The sequence below is a fragment of the Actinotalea solisilvae genome, assembly GCF_016464425.1.
Classification (GTDB): domain Bacteria; phylum Actinomycetota; class Actinomycetes; order Actinomycetales; family Cellulomonadaceae; genus Actinotalea; species Actinotalea solisilvae.
Map to the genome: position 1 here is coordinate 98,485 of NZ_JADDKQ010000010.1, position 18,314 is coordinate 116,798.

18 protein-coding genes are annotated in these 18,314 nt (G+C 73.9%); 5 read left to right on the forward strand and 13 right to left on the reverse strand.

The annotated features are described in order from the left end of the window. Nucleotides 1–29: 29 nt before the first annotated feature. The 5 genes from JIG38_RS10805 to JIG38_RS10825 all read right to left on the reverse strand — a co-directional run bounded on the left by JIG38_RS10805 (nt 30) and on the right by JIG38_RS10825 (nt 5,785). A complete protein-coding gene (locus JIG38_RS10805) occupies nt 30–824 on the reverse strand; it encodes an ABC transporter permease (RefSeq protein ID WP_199423818.1) in 795 nt (264 codons plus the stop codon). After that, nucleotides 821–1,738 (reverse strand): ABC transporter permease, encoded by a 918-nt coding sequence (locus JIG38_RS10810; protein ID WP_199423819.1) that lies wholly within the window; start codon nt 1,736–1,738, stop codon nt 821–823. Before JIG38_RS10810 ends, JIG38_RS10805 begins: the two co-directional genes overlap by 4 nt. Continuing rightward, nucleotides 1,735–2,931, reverse strand: a complete 1,197-nt coding sequence (locus tag JIG38_RS10815; RefSeq protein WP_199423820.1) for an ABC transporter ATP-binding protein — start codon at nt 2,929–2,931, stop codon at nt 1,735–1,737. Before JIG38_RS10815 ends, JIG38_RS10810 begins: the two co-directional genes overlap by 4 nt. Beyond that, nucleotides 2,931–4,154, reverse strand: a complete 1,224-nt coding sequence (locus tag JIG38_RS10820; protein ID WP_199423975.1) for a polyamine ABC transporter substrate-binding protein — start codon at nt 4,152–4,154, stop codon at nt 2,931–2,933. The genes JIG38_RS10815 and JIG38_RS10820 overlap by 1 nt, the downstream gene beginning before the upstream one ends. Nucleotides 4,155–4,339: 185 nt before the next feature. Continuing rightward, on the reverse strand, nt 4,340–5,785 hold the full coding sequence (locus JIG38_RS10825) for a gamma-aminobutyraldehyde dehydrogenase (protein ID WP_372419887.1): 1,446 nt from the start codon (nt 5,783–5,785) through the stop codon (nt 4,340–4,342). A gap of 179 nt (nt 5,786–5,964) precedes the next feature. On the opposite strand from JIG38_RS10825, the gene JIG38_RS10830 reads away from it, so the two are divergent. The 3 genes from JIG38_RS10830 to JIG38_RS10840 are packed head-to-tail and all read left to right on the forward strand — an operon-like array spanning nt 5,965 to nt 9,310. Next, entirely contained in the window at nt 5,965–6,435 is a 471-nt protein-coding gene (locus JIG38_RS10830; RefSeq protein ID WP_199423822.1) for an Lrp/AsnC family transcriptional regulator, read from the forward strand. Between the two features lie 17 nt (nt 6,436–6,452). Next, entirely contained in the window at nt 6,453–7,874 is a 1,422-nt protein-coding gene (locus JIG38_RS10835) for an aspartate aminotransferase family protein (protein ID WP_199423976.1), read from the forward strand. Continuing rightward, nucleotides 7,859–9,310: an NAD(P)/FAD-dependent oxidoreductase gene (locus JIG38_RS10840; RefSeq protein WP_307844811.1), complete on the forward strand. Its 1,452-nt coding sequence runs from the start codon at nt 7,859–7,861 to the stop codon at nt 9,308–9,310. Before JIG38_RS10835 ends, JIG38_RS10840 begins: the two co-directional genes overlap by 16 nt. A gap of 43 nt (nt 9,311–9,353) precedes the next feature. Here JIG38_RS10840 and dxr read toward each other — a convergent pair whose 3' ends face one another. After that, nucleotides 9,354–10,538 carry a 1-deoxy-D-xylulose-5-phosphate reductoisomerase gene (gene dxr / locus JIG38_RS10845; RefSeq protein WP_199423823.1) on the reverse strand — a complete coding sequence of 395 codons (1,185 nt, stop codon included), beginning with the start codon at nt 10,536–10,538 and terminating at the stop codon, nt 9,354–9,356. An 81-nt stretch (nt 10,539–10,619) separates the two neighbouring features. On the opposite strand from dxr, the gene JIG38_RS10850 reads away from it, so the two are divergent. Continuing rightward, a complete protein-coding gene (locus tag JIG38_RS10850; protein WP_199423824.1) occupies nt 10,620–11,153 on the forward strand; it encodes a PH domain-containing protein in 534 nt (177 codons plus the stop codon). Nucleotides 11,154–11,168: 15 nt separating this feature from the next. Here the strand turns inward: JIG38_RS10850 and JIG38_RS10855 are convergent, their stop codons facing one another. From JIG38_RS10855 to rpsB, 7 genes are all read right to left on the reverse strand, one after another. Continuing rightward, complete coding sequence (locus JIG38_RS10855; protein WP_199423825.1) at nt 11,169–11,720, reverse strand: DivIVA domain-containing protein; 552 nt, start codon at nt 11,718–11,720, stop codon at nt 11,169–11,171. Further along, a complete protein-coding gene (rlmN, locus tag JIG38_RS10860) occupies nt 11,717–12,859 on the reverse strand; it encodes a dual-specificity RNA methyltransferase RlmN (protein ID WP_199423826.1) in 1,143 nt (380 codons plus the stop codon). The genes JIG38_RS10855 and rlmN overlap by 4 nt, the downstream gene beginning before the upstream one ends. A gap of 16 nt (nt 12,860–12,875) precedes the next feature. Further along, complete coding sequence (locus JIG38_RS10865) at nt 12,876–13,745, reverse strand: phosphatidate cytidylyltransferase (RefSeq protein ID WP_199423827.1); 870 nt, start codon at nt 13,743–13,745, stop codon at nt 12,876–12,878. Beyond that, entirely contained in the window at nt 13,745–14,302 is a 558-nt protein-coding gene (gene frr, locus JIG38_RS10870; protein ID WP_199423828.1) for a ribosome recycling factor, read from the reverse strand. The genes JIG38_RS10865 and frr overlap by 1 nt, the downstream gene beginning before the upstream one ends. 72 nt (nt 14,303–14,374) lie before the next feature. Beyond that, nucleotides 14,375–15,136, reverse strand: a complete 762-nt coding sequence (gene pyrH, locus JIG38_RS10875) for a UMP kinase (protein ID WP_199423829.1) — start codon at nt 15,134–15,136, stop codon at nt 14,375–14,377. 148 nt (nt 15,137–15,284) lie between these two features. Beyond that, entirely contained in the window at nt 15,285–16,124 is an 840-nt protein-coding gene (tsf, locus tag JIG38_RS10880) for a translation elongation factor Ts (protein ID WP_199423830.1), read from the reverse strand. A gap of 61 nt (nt 16,125–16,185) precedes the next feature. Further along, nucleotides 16,186–17,202 carry a 30S ribosomal protein S2 gene (rpsB, locus tag JIG38_RS10885; protein ID WP_199423831.1) on the reverse strand — a complete coding sequence of 339 codons (1,017 nt, stop codon included), beginning with the start codon at nt 17,200–17,202 and terminating at the stop codon, nt 16,186–16,188. Between the two features lie 519 nt (nt 17,203–17,721). Between rpsB and JIG38_RS10890 the strand changes: the two genes are divergently transcribed. Further along, nucleotides 17,722–18,300, forward strand: coding sequence for a M23 family metallopeptidase (locus JIG38_RS10890; protein WP_307844812.1), 579 nt, complete (start codon nt 17,722–17,724; stop codon nt 18,298–18,300). The last annotated feature ends 14 nt before the right edge of the window (nt 18,301–18,314 follow it).

The window sequence follows — 18,314 nt, forward strand, 5'->3', positions numbered from 1 at the left end:
CCGACGGGCCGGGCGGTGACGGGACGGGCCTACGCGCGCCGGCGCCGCCGGGCGACCGACACGAGCTGCACGACGACGACCAGCGCGAGCGCGAGCGCGAACATGGCCGAGCCGATGACGTTCGCCTGCGGCGGGATGCCGCGCGTCGCCGAGACGTAGACGAACTTGGGGAACGTCGTGAAGCTGCCCGAGTTGAAGTTGGTGATGATGAAGTCGTCGAAGCTCAGCGAGAACGCGAGCAGCGCCGCGGCGAGGATGCCCGGGACGAGCAGCGGGAACGTCACGCGCCAGAACGCCTGCCACGGCGAGGCGTACAGGTCGGCGGCGGCCTCCTCGAGGCGGGGGTCCAGGCTCGCGACGCGCGCCTTGACGGTGACGACCACGAAGCTGATGCAGAACATGACGTGCGCGGCGACGACCGTGCCGAACCCGGGGTTGACCCGCAGGCTGAGGAACTGGGCGAGCAGCGCGGCGCCGAGCACGACCTCCGGCGTCGACATCGGCAGGAAGATCAGGAGGTTGGCGAGCGTCCGCCCGCGGAACCGGTACCGGACCAGGGCGATCGCCACGAGCGTGCCGAGGACGGTCGAGACCGCCGTCGCGATCGCGCCCACCTGGAGCGAGTTGACGAACGCCTCGCACACCGCGGGCGCGCCGCAGGGGTTGGCCCAGTTGTCGAGGGTGAAGCCGCGCCAGACGAGGTTGGTGCGGCCGGCGTCGTTGAAGGAGAACGCGACCGTGTAGGCGATCGGCACGAGCAGGTAGAGGAACGCGACGCCGGCGAACACGGGGACGAGCGCGTCACCGAGGCGCCAGCGGCTCACAGGAGGTCCTCGGTGCCGGCCCGACGCACGTAGGCGACGACGAGGGCGAGGATCGCGAGCATGAGCACGACGGAGAGCGCAGCGGCCGTCGGGTAGTCGCTCACCTTGAAGAACCGCGAGTCGACGACCTGGCCGATCATCGTCGTCGACGTGTTGCCGAGCAGCACCGAGTTGACGAAGTCGCCCGAGGCCGGGATGAAGGTCAGCAGCGTGCCGGAGACGACGCCCGGCATCGACAGCGGCAGGGTGACGCGGCGGAACGTCGTCGGGCCGTTCGCGTACAGGTCCGCGCCGGCCTCGAGCATGCGCGGGTCGAGCCGCTCGAGGTTCGCGTAGATCGGCAGGGTCATGAACGGCAGGAAGTTGTAGGTCAGGCCCGCGACGACGGCGAACGACGTCGCCGTGAGGCGCCCGTCCGGCGGCAGCAGGCCGACGGCGCGGATCGCGGCGACGACGAACGACTCGTCGGCGAGGATCTGCTTCCACGCGATCGTGCGGAGGATGAAGCTCGTGAAGAACGGGGCGATGACGAGCACGAGCAGCATGCCCTGGAGGAACGGCCGGCCGCGGGCGCGCACGGCGATGACGTAGGCCATGGGGTAGCCGATGGCGAGCGCCGCCAGGGTCGCGACGAGCGCGTACCCGAACGAGCGGACGAGCTGCGGCCAGTACGTGCCGAGCGCCGCGGTGTAGTTGCGCCACTCGAACGCGGGCGCGAACTGCCCGACCTCGCCGCCGGGGACGGGGACGTAGAGCGACGTGACGAGGAGGGCGAGCACGGGGACGACGAAGAACAGGCCGAGGTAGGCGATGCCCGGGGCGAGCAGCAGGTAGGCGCCGCCGCGGGCGCGCCGGCGCGGCGCGACGGCCGGGCCGTTGCCAGGCCCGTGGCCGATCGCGCTGACGATGCTCACGCGGGCTCGCCGTCGAGGTCGACGACGCCCGACGCGACGTCCTGCGCGCCGTCGAGCGCGAACGTGTGCCGCACCGCGCACGCGAGGCTCACCTCGTCCCCCAGCGCGACGGCGGCTCCGCCGAGCAGGTTCTGGACGAAGACGCCGAGGGTTCCCAGGCCGGGCACGAGCACCTGGTACTGGGTGCTCACGCCGCTGAACGACACGTCGGTGACGCGGCCGGGGCCGACGACGTTGCAGTCGTCCGGCACGGGCTCCCCGGGGCGGAGCAGGTGCAGCTTCTCGGGCCGGACGCCCACGAGCACCTCACCGGACGTGCTCACGGCGCGCTCGACCGGGACACGCACCCGCACCCCGCCGACGTCGACGCCGAGGACGACGTCGCCCGCCTCGACGACCGTGCCGCGCAGCAGGTTGGACTGGCCGAGGAAGTTGGCCACGAAGGCCGTGCGCGGCATCTCGTAGAGCTCGGCCGGGCTGCCCAGCTGCTCGATCCGGCCGGCGTTCATCACGGCGACCGTGTCGGCCATGGTCATGGCCTCCTCCTGGTCGTGCGTGACGTGGACGAAGGTGAGGCCCACCTCGGTCTGGATGCGCTTGAGCTCCACCTGCATCTGGCGGCGGAGCTTGAGGTCGAGCGCGCCGAGCGGCTCGTCGAGCAGCAGGACGGCCGGGTTGTTGACGACCGCCCGGGCGAGCGCCACGCGCTGCTGCTGGCCGCCCGAGAGCTGCGACGGCCGGCGGTCCGCGAGGTGCGGGAGCTCGACCAGCTCGAGGGCCTGCCGCGCGCGGCCGGCCGGGTCGGCGTCCCGCCGGCGCCGCAGGCCGAACGCGACGTTCTCCAGCACGGTGAGGTGCGGGAAGAGCGCGTAGGACTGGAAGACCGTGTTCACCGGCCGCTGGTGCGCGCGCGTGGCCGTCACGTCCTCACCCCCGATGAGGATGCGGCCCGCGGTGGGCCGCTCGAGGCCCGCGACCATGCGCAGGGTCGTCGTCTTGCCGCAGCCCGACGGCCCGAGCAGCGCGAAGAACGAGCCCGCGGGCACCGTGAGGCTGAGGTCGTCGACGGCCGCGACGCCGCCGAAGTCCTTGGTCACGCGCTCGAGCACGAGGTCCGCGCCCGAGCCGGACGCGGCGGGCCCGGCACGCCCGGCGGCGTCGGCGTGCGCGCCGGCCACGAGGGGCTGCGCCATCAGTTGCCGATCACCGACTGGAACGCGTCGTTGTACGTCGTCTCCTCGTCCGGGCTCAGCGCCCGGAACACCTTGGCGCGGCTCAGGGTGGCGTCGTCCGGGAAGATGAGGGGGTTGTCGACGAGCGACGGGTCGAACGCCTCCATCGCCTCGCGCGCGCCCTCGACCGGGCAGATGTAGTTGACGTACGCCGCGACCTCGGCGGCCACCTCGGGGTCGTAGTAGTAGTCCATGAGCGCCTCGGCGTTCGCCTTGTGCGGGCTGCCCACCGGGATCATGAGGTTGTCGCTCCACAGCGTGCCGCCGGCCTCGGGCAGCGCGAACTCCCAGTTCTCGCCGTTCTCGAAGTTCAGCACCGTGATGTCGCCGGACCAGCCGATGACGGCGAGGGCGTCGCCCGAGACCAGGTCCTCCGCGTAGGAGTTGCCCTTGACCTGACGGATCTGGCCCGAGGCGATCTGCTGCTCGAGCACGTCGAGGGCCGCGAAGAACTCGTCGTCGCCCCAGTCCCCCGCGACGTCGACGCCCTGGTCGAGCATGATCAGGCCGACCGTGTCGCGCATCTCGGACAGGACCTCGACCCGGCCCTTGAGCTCGGGCGCCCACAGGTCCGAGACGGTCCGGACGCCGTTCGGCACCTGCGCCTTGTTCCAGGCCAGCCCGCCGAGGCCGGACTGCCACGTGAGCGAGTGCGCGCGACCCGGGTCGAAGGACACGTCCTGAAGGCTCGCGAGGAGGTTGGCCGCGTTCGGGATGTTCGCCTTGTCGAGCTCCTGGGTGTACCCGAGCCGGATGAGCCGGGCGGCCATCCAGTCGGTGAGCGTGATGAGGTCCTGGCCGATGTCCTGCCCGTTCGCCAGCTGGCCCTGGATCTTGCCGTAGTAGGCGTCGTTGTCCTCGATGTCCTCGGCGTAGTCGACCTCGATGCCGGTCTCCTCGGTGAACCGCTCGAGCGTCGGGTAGCTCTGCGCCTCCTCGTCGTAGTCGAGGTAGAGCGTCCAGTTGGCCCAGCGCACGAGCTTCTCCTGCTCCGAGCGGTCCTCCACCGGGCCGCTCGCCTGCCCGCTCGGCGTCCCGCCGGTGCCGCAGGCCGCGAGCAGCGCCGCGAGACCCGCGGAGCCCGCGCCGGCCGCGAGCACCGAGCGCCGGGAGACCCGGGCGCTCTGAGCGCGGACCAGCGCCGCCACGACGGGGTCCGCGGGAGGTCGTCGGGGCGGTCGCAGGGTCACCGTGGGCTCCTCAGGCTCGGGGGGTCGGCCGGTGCAACGGATCGTGGCAGGACGGGCCCCGCCCGCACAAGGGAATCCATCGTCAAGTTCGCTGTCGGCAACGGAATTGTTGCCGGACCGCAACACCGACGACGGTTACCGCCGCTCGCGGCCGCCTCACGGCACGCACGCACGCGCGCTCAGCCCTCGAACGCGCTCATCACGTGCTTGATCCGCGTGTAGTCCTCGAACCCGTACATGGACAGGTCCTTGCCGTAGCCGGAGTGCTTGAAGCCGCCGTGCGGCATCTCGGCGACGAACGGGATGTGCGTGTTGATCCACACGACGCCGAAGTCGAGCCCGCGCGACATCCGCAGCGCGGTCCCGTGGTCCGCCGTCCACACGGAGCTCGCGAGGCCGTACCGCACGCCGTTGGCCAGGCGCAGCGCCTCGGACTCGTCGCGGAAGGTCTGCACCGTGATGACGGGCCCGAAGATCTCGTCCTGGACGGCCTCGTCGTCCTGACGCAGCCCGTCGACCACCGTCGCCTCGTGGAACCAGCCGACGTCGCCCTGGCGGCGGCCGCCGGCCACGACGGACGCGTGGTCCGGCAGCCGCTCGAGGAAGCCCTGCACGCGCGCGAGCTGGTTCGGGTTGTTGACCGGGCCGTAGGCGACGTCCTCGTCCGGACGGCCGGTGCGCGTGCCGCGCGCCTGCTCGGCGAGCGCCGCGACGAAGTCGGCGTGCACGGACTCGTGGACCAGCACGCGCGTCGCCGCGGTGCAGTCCTGACCTGCGTTGTAGTAGCCCGCCCCCGCGATGCCCTCGGCCGCCGCGGCGACGTCGGCGTCCCCGAAGACGACGACCGGCGCCTTGCCGCCGAGCTCGAGGTGGACGCGCTTGACGTCGCGCGCGGCCGAGCCCGCGACCTCCATGCCCGCGCGCACCGAGCCCGTGATCGACACCATGGCCGGCACGGGGTGCTCGACGATCGCCCGGCCCGTGTCCCGGTCGCCGCACACGACGTTGAGCACGCCGGGCGGGAGGAACTCCGCGGCGACCTCGGCGAGCAGGAGGGTGCTCGCGGGCGTCGTGTCCGACGGCTTGAGCACCACGGTGTTGCCCGCCGCGAGCGCGGGCGCGACCTTCCAGATCGCCATCATGAGCGGGTAGTTCCACGGCGTGACCTGGCCGACCACGCCGATCGGCTCGCGGCGGACCCACGACGTGTGGCCCTTCATGTACTCGCCCGCGCTCGCGCCTTCGAGGATGCGCGCCGCGCCCGCGAAGAAGCGCAGCTCGTCGACGCAGGGCGGCACCTCGTCCGCGGCCGTGAGGGCGAGCGGCTTGCCGGTGTTGCGCGACTCGGTGCGCACGAACTCGTCCGCGCGCCGCTCCATCGCGTCGGCGACCCGCAGGAGCGCCAGCTGGCGCTCGGCCGGCGTCGCGTCGCGCCAGCCCTCGAACGCGTCCGCAGCCGCCCGGAAGGCCGCGTCGACGTCGGCCGCGCCGGAGACCGGGGCGGTCGCGTAGGCCTCCCCGGTGGTCGGGTCGACCACCTCGCTCGTGCGGCCGTCGACGGTCGGGGCGGGCGCCCCGCCGACGAAGTTCTGCAGCGTGGTGAGGGTGGCTGTGGGCGCGCTCACGGGAGCCTCCGGGGTGTCGTGGGACCGGTCTGGACCTCGGGGCACGGTAGCGCAGCCGCTCGTGCGCGTCATCGATATCCGGTGCGCCAGCGGGTCCGAACGCGCGAATCAGTGTCACGGAGCGGGAAGGACGACGGATTCGCTTGCAGAATCGCCCCGCGAGACGGGACCATCGCGCCATGGCCACGCCCAAGCCCGCCCCCGTCGCGCTCGACGCCATCTCCAAGGCGATCATCGAGCAGCTCCAGGCCGACGGTCGGCGACCCTACGCGGCCATCGGGAAGGCGGTCGGCCTCTCCGAGGCGGCGGTGCGCCAGCGCGTGCAGCGGCTCGTCGAGTCCGGCGTCGTGCAGATCGTCGCCGTGACCGACCCGCTCCAGGTCGGCTTCACGCGCCAGGCCATGATCGGCATCAAGGCCGAGGGCGACCTGCAGGTGCTCGCCGACGCCCTCGCCGAGATCCCCGAGGTCGACTACGTGGTCATCACGGCCGGCGCGTTCGACATCCTCGTCGAGGTCGTGTGCGAGGACGACGAGCACCTGCTCGAGGTGCTCAACCAGCAGATGCGCACGCTCGACGGCGTGCGCACGACCGAGACGTTCGTCTACCTCAAGCTGCGCAAGCAGCTCTACAACTGGGGGACCCGGTGACCACCACTCCGCAGGACGTGACCGCCCGGCGCACGCCGTCGACGGGCACGCCGTCGACCGGCACGACGACGCCCCGGGGCACCGACCGCTCCCAGGCCGCGCGCGACCACCTCTGGGGCCACTTCACGCGCCAGTCGACGTGGGAGCAGGGCCCCGTGCCGGTCATGGTGCGCGGCGAGGGCCACCACGTCTGGGACACCGAGGGCCGGCGCTACATCGACGGTCTCTCGGGGCTGTTCGTGGTCCAGGTCGGGCACGGCCGCGCCGAGCTCGCGGAGCGCGCGCGCGAGCAGGCCTCGCAGCTCGCGTTCTTCCCCCTGTGGTCCTATGCGCACCCCCAGGCCGTCGACCTCGCCGAGCGGCTCGCCCACCACGCCCCCGGCGACCTCAACCGCGTCTTCTTCACCACGGGCGGCGGCGAGGCGGTGGAGACCGCCTGGAAGCTCGCCAAGCAGTACTGGAAGCTCGTCGGCAAGCCGACCAAGTACAAGGTCATCTCGCGCGCGGTCGCCTACCACGGCACCCCGCAGGGCGCCCTGTCCATCACGGGCATCCCCGGGATGAAGGCACCCTTCGAGCCGCTCGTGCCGGGCGCGCACAAGGTGCCCAACACCAACATCTACCGCGGCCCCGAGGAGCTGCGCGACGACCCCAAGGCGTTCGGCCGGTGGGCCGCGGACCGGATCGAGGAGGCCATCCTCTTCGAGGGCGCCGAGACCGTCGCGGCCGTCGTGCTCGAGCCCGTGCAGAACTCGGGCGGGTGCTTCCCGCCCCCGCCGGGGTACTTCGAGCGCGTCCGCGAGATCTGCGACGCGCACGACGTCCTACTCGTGTCGGACGAGGTCATCTGCGCCTTCGGGCGGATCGGCGACATGTTCGCGTGCAACGACTACGGCTACGTCCCCGACATGATCACGTGTGCGAAGGGCATGACGAGCGGGTACTCCCCCATCGGCGCCCTCATCGCGTCCGACCGGCTGTTCGAGCCGTTCCGCACCGGGACGACGACCTTCTACCACGGGTACACGTTCGGCGGTCACCCGGTGTCGGCGGCCGTCGCCATGGCGAACCTGGACATCTTCGAGCGGGAGGGCCTCAACGCGCGGGTCCGGGAGAACGCGCCCGTCTTCCGCCGCACGCTGGAGGGCCTGCTCGACCTGCCGATCGTCGGCGACGTCCGCGGGGACGGGTACTTCTACGGCATCGAGCTCGTCAAGGACGCGGCCACGCGCGAGACGTTCGACGACGACGAGAGCGAGCGCCTGCTTCGCGGCTTCCTCTCGCACGCTCTGCTGGACGCGGGGCTCTACTGCCGCGCGGACGACCGCGGCGACCCGGTCATCCAGCTCGCGCCCCCGTTGACCTGCGGCCCCGCCGAGTTCGCCGAGATCGAGCAGATCCTGCGCGGCGTGCTCACCGAGGCGTGGGCCCAGCTCTGAGCGCGGACGACGAGCCGCGCGACCGCAGCGGGCGGCCCTACCGCGGGCTGTCCCTGTGGTTCGACCAGCTCGCCGAGCGCGGGCCGGACGGCGCGCCGGACGACCTCGCGCCCCGCCCCGCCCTCGACGCCCCCACCGAGGCCGACGTCGTCGTCGTGGGGGCCGGGCTCACGGGGCTGTGGACCGCGTACCACCTCACCGAGGCCGACCCGTCGCTCGACGTCGTCGTCGTCGACCAGGAGGTCGCGGGCTACGGCGCGAGCGGGCGCAACGGCGGCTGGTGCTCGGCGCTGTTCCCCGTGTCGGCCGACGCCCTCGCGCGCCGGCACGGCGAGCCGGCGGCGCGCGCGCTGCGGGCCGCGATGCGCGACACGGTCGTGGAGGTCGCCGCGACCGCCGCGGCGGAGGGCATCGACTGCGACGTCGCCGTCGGAGGCACGGTCGTCCTCGCGCGCACCCGGCCGCAGCTCGAGCGCGCGCGGGCGCACGCCGCGTCGGCCCGCGCGTGGGGCGACGAGGTCGAGCTGCTCGACGCGCGTGCGGCGCGGGCGGTGCTCGACGCGACCGACGTCCTCGGCGCGACGTTCGACCCCGACTGCCTGCGGGTCCAGCCGGCACGGCTCGTCCGGGGCCTCGCGCGGGCGGTCGAGGCGCGCGGCGTGCGGCTCCACGAGCGGACCGCGGTGACGCGGGTCGGGCCGCGCCGCGTGCTGGCGAACGGCCACGTGGTCCGCGCCCGCCACGTCGTCCTCGCGACCGAGGCGTGGGGTGCGCACGTGCCCGTGCGGCCGCGCACGCCGCTCACCGGCAGGGGCGTCGCGCCCGTCTACTCGCTCATGGTCGCGACCGAGCCGCTGCCCGCAGCGGTCTGGGACGCGATCGGGCTGCGCCGGGCCGAGACCTTCTCCGACTTCCGCCACCTGCTCGTGTACGGCCAGCGCACCGCCGACGACCGCCTCGCGTTCGGCGGCCGCGGCGCCCCGTACCACTGGCGCTCGGCGGTGCGGCCCGCGCTCGACCGGGACGACGCCGTCCACGCCCACCTCGTCGAGGCGATGCACGAGCTCCTCCCGCAGGTCCGCGGCGCCGCCGTGACCCACCGCTGGGGCGGGCCGCTGGGCGTGCGCCGCGACTGGTCGCCCACCGTCGGGCTCGACCCCTCGGGGCTGGCGTGGGCGGGCGGGTACGTCGGGGACGGCGTCGCGACCACGCACCTCGCGGGCCGCACGCTCGCCGACCTCCTCACCGGGCGCGACACCGCGCTCACACGGCTGCCGTGGGTCGGGCACCGGGGCCCACGGTGGGAGCCCGAGCCCCTGCGCTGGCTGGGGATCCGGGCCGGACTGGCTGCGACGGTGCTCGCCGACGCCGAGGAGCGCGCCACCCGGCGGCAGAGCGTCGTCGCGCACCTCATGGCACCGCTGCTCGGCCACTGAGGGCTCGGCCGCGGCACCGGGCCGGCCGGTGCACACGGCGGGGTCAGCGGCGGTCGAGCACCTCGTGCGCGCGGGCGCGCGCCCAGCGCTCGGCCTCGAGGACGTCGTCGAGCGTGACGTCGGCGGCGGAGCCCCCGTGCTCCCCCAGGACGCGCTCGACCGTGTCGACGATGTCGAGGAAACCGATCCGGCCGGCGAGGAACGCGGCGACGCACTCCTCGTTGGCCGCGTTGAGGACCGCGGGGTGGGTGGGCGAGGCCGCCACCGCCTCGCGCGCGAGCCGCAGCGCGGGGAAGACCTCGTCGTCGAGCGGCTCGAACGTCCAGGACGTCGCGCGCGTCCAGTCGCACGGCGGCGTCACCGGGTCGAGCCGCTCCGGCCACGACAGGCCGAGCGCGATCGGCAGGCGCATGTCGGGCGGCGAGGCCTGCGCGATCGTCGACCCGTCCACGAACTCGACCATCGAGTGCACGACCGACTGCGGGTGGACGACCACCGCGATGTCCGCCACGGGCACGTCGAAGAGCAGGTGCGCCTCGATGAGCTCGAGGCCCTTGTTCATCAGCGTCGCGGAGTTGATGGTCACGACCGGCCCCATGCTCCACGTCGGGTGCGCGAGGGCCTCGTCGGGCGAGACGGGCTTGAGCTCGTCGCGCGTGCGCCCGCGGAACGGCCCGCCGGACGCCGTGAGCACGAGCCGGCGCACCTCCGCGCGCCCCCCGGACCGCAGGCACTGCGCGATGGCGGAGTGCTCGGAGTCGACGGGCACGATCTGGTCGGGCCGCCGCTGCGCCGCGCGGACGAGCGCACCCCCCACGACGAGCGACTCCTTGTTGGCGAGCGCGAGCGTCGAGCCGGCCTCGAGCGCCGCGAGCGTCGGACCCAGGCCCACGGACCCGGTGATCCCGTTGAGCACGACGTCGGCGCCGCGCCCCGCGAGCGTGGTCGCGGCGTCCGGCCCGACGAGGAGCTCGACGCCCACGGCGCCGACGCCGCGCTCCGCGGCGAGGCGCGTGACCTCCTCGAGCACGCGGAAGCCCGCGTCGGGGTCCGCGACGGCGACGGTCTGGACGCCGAGCCGCAGCACCTGGTCGGCGAGCAGGCGCGGGTCCGACCCGCCCGCGCTGAGGCCCACGACGCGGAACCGGTCCGGGTGCCGCAGGACGACGTCGACGGCCTGGGTGCCGATGGATCCGGTCGAGCCGAGCAGGGCCACGGTGCGCGTCACCGCACCAGTCTCCCAGCCCCCGGGACGTGGCGACGACGCAGGCGCCGGACAGCCGCGGTCCGGTGGTGCGATGATCCGGCCATGGTCAAGGAGTCGATGCTCGCCGCGGGCGAGTCGGTCGTGTTCACCGCGCACTCGCACTGGAAGAACCTCGTGGGGCCCGCGCTCGTCACGCTGCTCGCCGGGGGCGCGGTGGCGGTGACCCTCCTGGTGCTCGCACCCGACCCCGACGCGCAGGCGTGGCTGCGCTGGTCCGTCGTCGCGCTCGCCGGGCTGCTCGTCCTGTGGTTCGGGCTGCGGCCGTTCCTCGCCTGGGTCACCTCGACCGACACGCTCACGACGCGGCGCCTCATCAGCCGCCGCGGCGTCCTCGCGCGCGAGGGCAAGGACATCCCGATCGACCGCGTGCACTCCGTGAGCTACCGCCAGTCGCTGCTCGACCGGGTGCTCGGCTGCGGCACGCTCGTCGTGCAGACGGCCGGCGCCGACAGCGACGTCGAGCTGTTCGACGTCGCCCGGATCGAGCGGCGCATCCTCCAGATGCAGGAGGTCATGCTCGACGAGGACATCCCCGCCGAGGGTGCCGACGGGTGGCGCGGCGACCGCGCCGTCTGAGGCCGGCCGCGCGGCTCACTCGACGCCGAGCAGCACCTCGATCGCACGGTCGCAGAACGCGTCCACGGGCGCCTCGGCGTAGGCCGACCGGCCCTTGGCCCGGCCGAAGGTCGCGGTCCGTACCTCGTCCGACGTGAGCGACTGACCGTGGTCGAAGTAGTCGACGAGGCGGTGGCACAGGTCGTCGACGTCGTCCGGGTCGTACCCCTGCTCGCCGCGCGCCGGCGGGGCGAAGCGCTCGCCGTCGGGCCGGGAGAGGCGACCGTAGAGCGTGCGCGCCTGCGCGGCCAGGTGCTCCATCCACGCCTGCTGACCGTGCGCCGCGACGAACTCCTGGCGCTGGCGCGCGACGAACGCGCGCTCGAGGCGGTCGAGCGCGGCGTCCACCGACGACGTCGCGTAGCCGCCGCGCACGAGGTCGAAGGCGGCCCGGCGCACGTCCGCGCCCGCGAGCGGCTCGCGGATCTCGCCCTCGTACACCCGCCGGGCGTGCGTGAAGAACTCGTCCACCTGGTCGGTGTCGTAGCCCGAGCGCAGCCGCCCCGCGGTCCGGAACATGGCCGTCATGAGACCTCCTCGGCGGCGAGCTGCCCGCACGCCCCGTCGATGTCGCTCCCGCGCGTGTCCCGGACCGTCGTGGGGATGCCGTGCCGGCGCAGCCGCGCGACGAACTCGGCCTCGACCGGCCGCTCGCTCGCTGTCCAGATCGAGCCCGGGGTGGGGTTGAGCGGGATGGGGTTGATGTGGACCCAGCCCTTGCCGCGGGCCGTGAGCTTCTCGCCCAGGAGGTCCGCGCGCCAGGCGTGGTCGTTCATGTCCTTGATGAGCGCGTACTCGATGCTCACGCGGCGCCCGGTCGCGTCGAAGTAGCGGCGCGCCGCGTCGAGCGCCTCGTCGACCGTCCACCGCGTGTTGATCGGCACCAGCTCGCTGCGCAGGTCGTCGTCGGGCGCGTGCAGCGACAGCGCGAGGGTCACCGGGATGCCCTCCTTCGCGAGCTTGTCGATCGCGGGCACGAGGCCCACGGTCGACACGGTGACGTTGCGCGCGGAGAGGCCGAAGCCGTCGGGAGCGGGCGCGACGAAGCGTCGCACCGCGTCGACGACGACCCGGTAGTTCGCGAGCGGCTCCCCCATGCCCATGAAGACGATGTTCGACAGCCGACCGGGCCCGCCCGCCACCTCGCCCCGGTCGAGCGCGCGCGCCGCGTGGCGCACCTGCTCGACGATCTCGGCGGTCGACAGGTTGCGGGTGAGGCCCTGCTGCCCGGTCGCGCAGAAGGGGCACGCCATGCCGCAGCCCGCCTGGCTCGAGACGCACAGCGTCGAGCGCCCGGGGTAGCGCATGAGGACGGACTCGACCTTGACGTCGTCGTAGAGGCGCCAGAGCGTCTTCACGGTCGTGCCGCCGTCCGCCTCGAGCGTGCGGATCGACCGCAGCAGCGGCGGGAAGAGCTCGGCGACGAAGCCCTCGCGGTCCGCCTGCGGGAGGTCGGTCATCTCCGCGGGGTCGCTCGTGAGGTGCGTGTAGTAGTGCGTCGACAGCTGCTTGGCGCGGAAGGCCTTGGCGCCGAGGGCGGCCACCGCGGGGCCGCGCTCCTCCGGTGCGAGGTCGGCGAAGTGCTGCGGCGGCTTCCCGCGACGGCGCGGGGCCATCGTCAGCGTGAGCGGCGCGCGTCCCTCGGCGCCCGGGCGTACCTCGGTCATGTCAGCCAGCAGTCTGTCACGCCGCCGCGGCGGGCAGCGCGACGAGGAGGAGGAGGTGGACGAGGGGGGCGGTGAGCAGCATCGAGTCGAGCCGGTCGAGCACGCCGCCGTGCCCCGGGAGGATGCGGCCCATGTCCTTGAGCTCGAGGTCGCGCTTGAGCAGCGACTCCGCGAGGTCGCCGAGGGTCGCGGTGAGCACCGACGCGGCGCCGAGGAGGACGCCGAACACGGGCGACGCGTCGAGGAGCACCGCGGCCCCGACGCCGCCCACGGCCCCGGCGAGCAGGAACGAGCCGCCGAGCCCCTCCCAGGACTTCTTGGGGCTGACCGACGGGGCGAGCGGGTGGCGCCCGGCGAGCACCCCCGCGACGTAGCCGCCCGTGTCGTTCGCGACGGCGAGCAGGACGAAGAGTGCGACCCGGCCGGCGCCGTCCGGCTGGGCGAGCATGAGCATGACGAAGCCCGCCATGAACGGGATGTACGCCGTCGCGAAGGTGCCCGCCGCGGCGTCGCGCAGGGCCGCGGGGCCCGTCCCGTCGAGCACCCGCCAGACGACGACGCCACCCGCGGTGAGCATGAACGCGACGAGCAGGGCCTCGGGACCCGACGTGTACGCCGAGACCATGATGCCGACGAGGCCGACCAGCAGGGGCAGGAGCGGGATGTGGATGCCGCGCCGCACGAAGGCGTGCGCGAGCTCCCAGAGCGCGACCCCGCACGCCGCGGCGGCGACGAGGATGAAGCCCTCCTTGCGGAAGACCAGGGAGCCCGCCACGACGGCGAGGAGCGCGAGCCCCACGCCGATGGCGATGGGCAGGTCGCGGCCCGCGCGCGGCGTCCCCGCCACGGCGCGCTCTGCCTGCACCCTGATCCCCAGCTCGCTCATCAGACCTCGAGCAGCTCGCTCTCCTTGGCCGCCAGGACCTGGTCCACCAGGTCCGTGTGGCGCTTGGTCAGGGCCTCGAGCTCCTTCTCGGCGCGCGCGACCTCGTCCTCGCCCGCCTCGCCGTCGCGGGCGATGCGGTCGAGCTCCTCCTTCGCACGACGACGGATGTTGCGCACCGAGACGCGCGCCTCCTCCGCCTTGTTCTTGGCGAGCTTGACGTAGTCGCGGCGGCGCTCCTGCGTGAGCTGCGGCAGCACGATGCGGATGATCTTGCCGTCGTTGCTCGGGTTGACGCCCAGGTCCGAGTCGCGCAGCGCGCGCTCGATGTTGCCCAGCGAGGACTGGTCGAACGGCGAGATGAGGATGGTGCGCGCCTCGGGCGTCGTGAAGGACGCGAGCTGCTGCAGGGGCGTCGGCGCGCCGTAGTAGTCCACGACGATCTTGGTGAACATGGCCGCGTTGGCGCGGCCCGTCCGGATCGTCGCGAAGTCCTCCTTCGCGACCTCGACGGCCTTGTCCATCTTCTCCTCGGCCTCGAGGAGGGTGTCGTCGATCACCGGTGCTCCTTCGTCGTCGTCGTGCGGGGGGTCGTGCGCGGCGGGTGGGCGCCCCGGCCCTGGGCCGGTCGGTCAGCCCGCCGTGAGCAGCGTGCCGATCCTCTCACCCCGGAGGGCTCGCGTGACGTTCCCCGGCTCCCCCATGCCGAACACGCGCATGCGCACGTCGTTGTCGCGGCAGAGGCTGAGGGCGGTCGCGTCCATGACCTCGAGGCCCTCGACGAGGGCCTCGGTGTACGTCAGGGTGTCCAGCTTCGCGGCCGTCGGATCGCTGCGCGGGTCGGCCGTGTAGACGCCGTCGACGCCGTTCTTGCCCATGAGCACCTCCTGGCAGTGCGTCTCCAGGGCGCGCTGCACGGCGACGGTGTCCGTCGAGAAGTAGGGCATGCCGGCGCCGGCGCCGAAGATGACGACGCGGCCCTTCTCGAGGTGGCGGATCGCGCGCAGCGGGATGTAGGGCTCGGCCACCTGGCCCATCGCGATCGCGGTCTGGACTCGCGTGCTCACGCCGGCCTGCTCGAGGAAGTCCTGCAGCGCGAGGCAGTTGAGGACCGTGCCGAGCATGCCCATGTAGTCGGCCCGCGCGCGGTCGAGCCCGCTCTGGGAGAGCTCGGCGCCGCGGAAGAAGTTGCCGCCGCCGACGACGATCGCGACCTCGACGCCCGCCCGGACGGCCTCGGCGATCTCCACGGCCACGCGACGGACGACGTCCGGCGCGAGGCCGATGGTGCCGCCGCCGAACGTCTCGCCCGAGAGCTTGAGGAGCACCCGGCGTGCGGGCGCCGCGTCCGTCGTCGTGCCGGGCGTCGGCCCGGGAGCGGTCGTGGGGTTCACAGGGCCTCCGTCGTCGCGTCCCGGCCCGGCGTCGTGCGCGCCGGGGTCGTGCGCGCCCGGGAGCCGCGGCGGAGCCGGGGCCGGGCGGTCGAGCCGCCCCGCCCGCGCGGCGCGCCCCGCGGGGGCGTGCGCGCGGGCGGGGTCGGGCTCAGGCTCCGACGCGGAAGCGCGCGAAGCCCGTGGCCGTGCCGCCGGCCTCGGTGAGGACCTGGCCGACCGACTTCTTGTTCTCCTTGGCGTACGCCTGGTCGACCAGGACGTTCTCCTTGAAGAAGCCGTTGAGACGACCCTCGACGATCTTGGCGAGGGCGGCCTCGGGCTTGCCCTCGTTGCGCGCCGTCTCCTCGGAGATGCGGCGCTCAGCCTCGACCGTCTCGGCCGGGACCTCGTCGCGCGTGAGGAAGGTGGGCGAGAACGCGGCGATGTGCATCGCGACGTCGCGGGCCACCGAGGCGCCCGCCTCGTCCGTGCCGAGCAGGACGCCGACCTGGGGCGGGAGGTCCTTGTTGACCTTGTGCAGGTACACGCTGACCGACGGCGCGGTGACACGCGCGATGCGGCGCAGGACGACCTTCTCGCCCAGCGTCGCGGCCGTCTCGTCGATCGTCTCCTGCACCGTGCGGCCGTCGACCTCGGACGCGAGGACCGCGGCGACGTCGTCGGTGTTCGCGGCGACCGTGGCGGCGAGGACCTTCTCGGCGAGCGCGATGAACGTCGTGTTCTTCGCGACGAAGTCGGTCTCGGAGTTGAGCTCGATGAGCACGCCGGTCTGGCCCTCGGGGCCGTCGACGACCTCGGCGGCGACGAGACCGTCGGACGCGGCCCGGCCCTCGCGCTTGCTCACGCCCTTGAGGCCCTTGACGCGGATGATCTCGAGCGCCTTCTCGGCGTCGCCGTCGGCCTCGTCGAGCGCCTTCTTGACGTCGAGCATGCCTGCGCCCGTGCGCTCGCGCAGGGCCTTGATGTCAGCGGCGGTGTAGTTCGCCATGGGGAGTCCTTGTCTGTCGGTCGTGGCCCGGGGCGCCCCGCGGGGGCGCCCCGGGACGAGGTCAGTTGGCGGCGGAGTCGCCCTCGGCGGGGGTGGCGGCACCCTCGGCCTCGGCCGCGGGGGCCGCGTCCTGGCCGGTGGGCGCACCCTGCTCGGTCGAGCCGATCGCCTCGACGGGGCTCTCGACCTCGGCCTCGGCGGCCGCGGCGTCGGCCGGCAGGTCGTCGCTGACGACGGGGGCGGCGTCGGCCTGGTCGCCGCGCGCGGCGACCTTCGGCTCCGTCTGGACGGCGGCGTCACCCGCACCGGCGAGGAGCTCCCGCTCCCACTCGGCGAGCGGCTCGGCCTCGACCTCGGCCGCGCCCTCGGTGCTCCCGGTGCGGCTCGAGTGGCGGGCGATGAGGCCCTCGGCGGCCGCGTCCGCGATGACGCGGGTCAGCAGCGTGACGGCGCGGATCGCGTCGTCGTTGCCCGGGATCTGGTAGTCGACGACGTCCGGGTCGCAGTTGGTGTCGAGGATCGCGACGACCGGGATGCCGAGCTTGCGCGCCTCGTCGACCGCGAGGTGCTCCTTGTTCGTGTCGACGATCCACACGGCGGAGGGGACCTTCGCCATGTCGCGGATGCCGCCGAGCGTCTTCGAGAGCTTGTCCTTCTCGCGGCGCATGATGAGCAGCTCCTTCTTCGTGAAGGCACTGCCGGCGACGTCGTCGAAGTCGATCTCCTCGAGCTCCTTGAGGCGCTGGAGACGCTTGTTGACCGTCGTGAAGTTGGTGAGCATGCCACCGAGCCAGCGCTGGTTGACGTAGGGCATCCCCACGCGCGCGGCCTGCTCGGCCACGGGCTCCTGCGCCTGCTTCTTGGTGCCGACGAAGAGGATCGTGCCGCCGTGGGCGACCGTCTCCTTGACGAACTCGTAGGCGCGGTCGATGTACGACAGCGACTGCTGGAGGTCGACGATGTAGATCCCGTTGCGCTCCGTGAGGATGAACCGCTTCATCTTCGGGTTCCAGCGACGGGTCTGGTGCCCGAAGTGGACACCGCTCTCGAGCATCTGGCGCATGGTCACGACGGCCATGGCACGTCCTTCCGGCGCGGCCCGACGGGGCCGCGCGAGTGCAGGCGGCCCGCCACGAGGGCGGTCCGCATCCGGTTGTCGGCGGCGGTCGGGTGACCGGACGCCCCTGGCGCCACACGGTGCCGACGCCGGGCGTCCCCGAAGGGCCGACCCGGACCGTCGCCGGCACACGTTCCCCCACCGGACGGGTCCGGGGACGGGGGAGGATGGCGCGCGATGTCACCCGGCGGACCGGGTGCGACGCTCATCGTACCCGACCGGCCGGGTCCGCCCGTCCCCCGCCGGACCGGCCGCGCGGCTCGTCCCCAGGCCCGGCGGTCCCTGCGCCCGCGGCCCGCCACGGCCCGCCACCGTGGCGGCATGAGCCCGCGACGCACCCGTCCTCCCGCCCCGCGCCCCGGCCCGGTGCCGCGCCGTCGTCCGGTCCGGGGACCTGCCGCGACGGGGCGGGGCGCGGCCCTGGGGCGTGTCCGTGCCCGCGGGGGCACGGTCGCCGCGGTCGCGCTCGCCGCTGGTCTGGTGGTGCTGCCGGGCCCCGGGTCGGCGACCACCGCGGCGGCACCGGGGCCGGCGCGTGCGGCGGGCACCGCTGGTGCCGCCGCCGGCGCGCCGACGGCGCCCCGCAGCGCGCTCGAGGCCGTGGCCCGCGCCGCGGGTCTCGACGACGCGGGCAGCTACGGCCTGCCCGTCCCGGGAGGCGCGGTGCGGTCACGGTTCGACCCGCCCGCGCAGCGCTGGGCGGCCGGGCACCGCGGGGTCGACCTCGACGCGCCGGCGGGGACCACGGTCGTGGCCCCCGCGGCGGGGACCGTCGTGGTGGCCGGGCCGGTCGTGGACCGGCACGTCCTCACCCTGCTCCACGACGACGGCCGTCGCTCGAGCCTCGAGCCCGTCGTCGCGGCCGTGGCGGTGGGGGCGCGCGTGGAGGCGGGCGCGGTCGTGGGCTCCGTCGAGCCTCCCCCCGCCGCGACCCACTGCGCGCCGCGGTGCCTGCACTGGGGCGTGCGTGAGGGCGAACGCTACGTCGACCCGCTCGCGCTGCTGCCCGGCGCCGGACCGGTGGTGCTGCTCCCGGTCGCCGGGTCGCACGGGCGGTGACGCCGGAGGCGCCG

What these genes read in the sequence shown, in the direction of transcription:
- rlmN (WP_199423826.1), bottom strand. Translation starts at nt 12,859, where the DNA reads ATGACCGAGGTACGCCCGGGCGCCGAGGGACGCGCGCCGCTCACGCTG.
- JIG38_RS10855 (WP_199423825.1), bottom strand. Translation starts at nt 11,720, where the DNA reads ATGACGGCCATGTTCCGGACCGCGGGGCGGCTGCGCTCGGGCTACGAC.
- JIG38_RS10850 (WP_199423824.1), top strand. Translation starts at nt 10,620, where the DNA reads ATGGTCAAGGAGTCGATGCTCGCCGCGGGCGAGTCGGTCGTGTTCACC.
- JIG38_RS10815 (WP_199423820.1), bottom strand. Translation starts at nt 2,931, where the DNA reads ATGGCGCAGCCCCTCGTGGCCGGCGCGCACGCCGACGCCGCCGGGCGT.
- JIG38_RS10865 (WP_199423827.1), bottom strand. Translation starts at nt 13,745, where the DNA reads ATGAGCGAGCTGGGGATCAGGGTGCAGGCAGAGCGCGCCGTGGCGGGG.
- JIG38_RS10830 (WP_199423822.1), top strand. Translation starts at nt 5,965, where the DNA reads ATGGCCACGCCCAAGCCCGCCCCCGTCGCGCTCGACGCCATCTCCAAG.
- rpsB (WP_199423831.1), bottom strand. Translation starts at nt 17,202, where the DNA reads ATGGCCGTCGTGACCATGCGCCAGATGCTCGAGAGCGGTGTCCACTTC.
- tsf (WP_199423830.1), bottom strand. Translation starts at nt 16,124, where the DNA reads ATGGCGAACTACACCGCCGCTGACATCAAGGCCCTGCGCGAGCGCACG.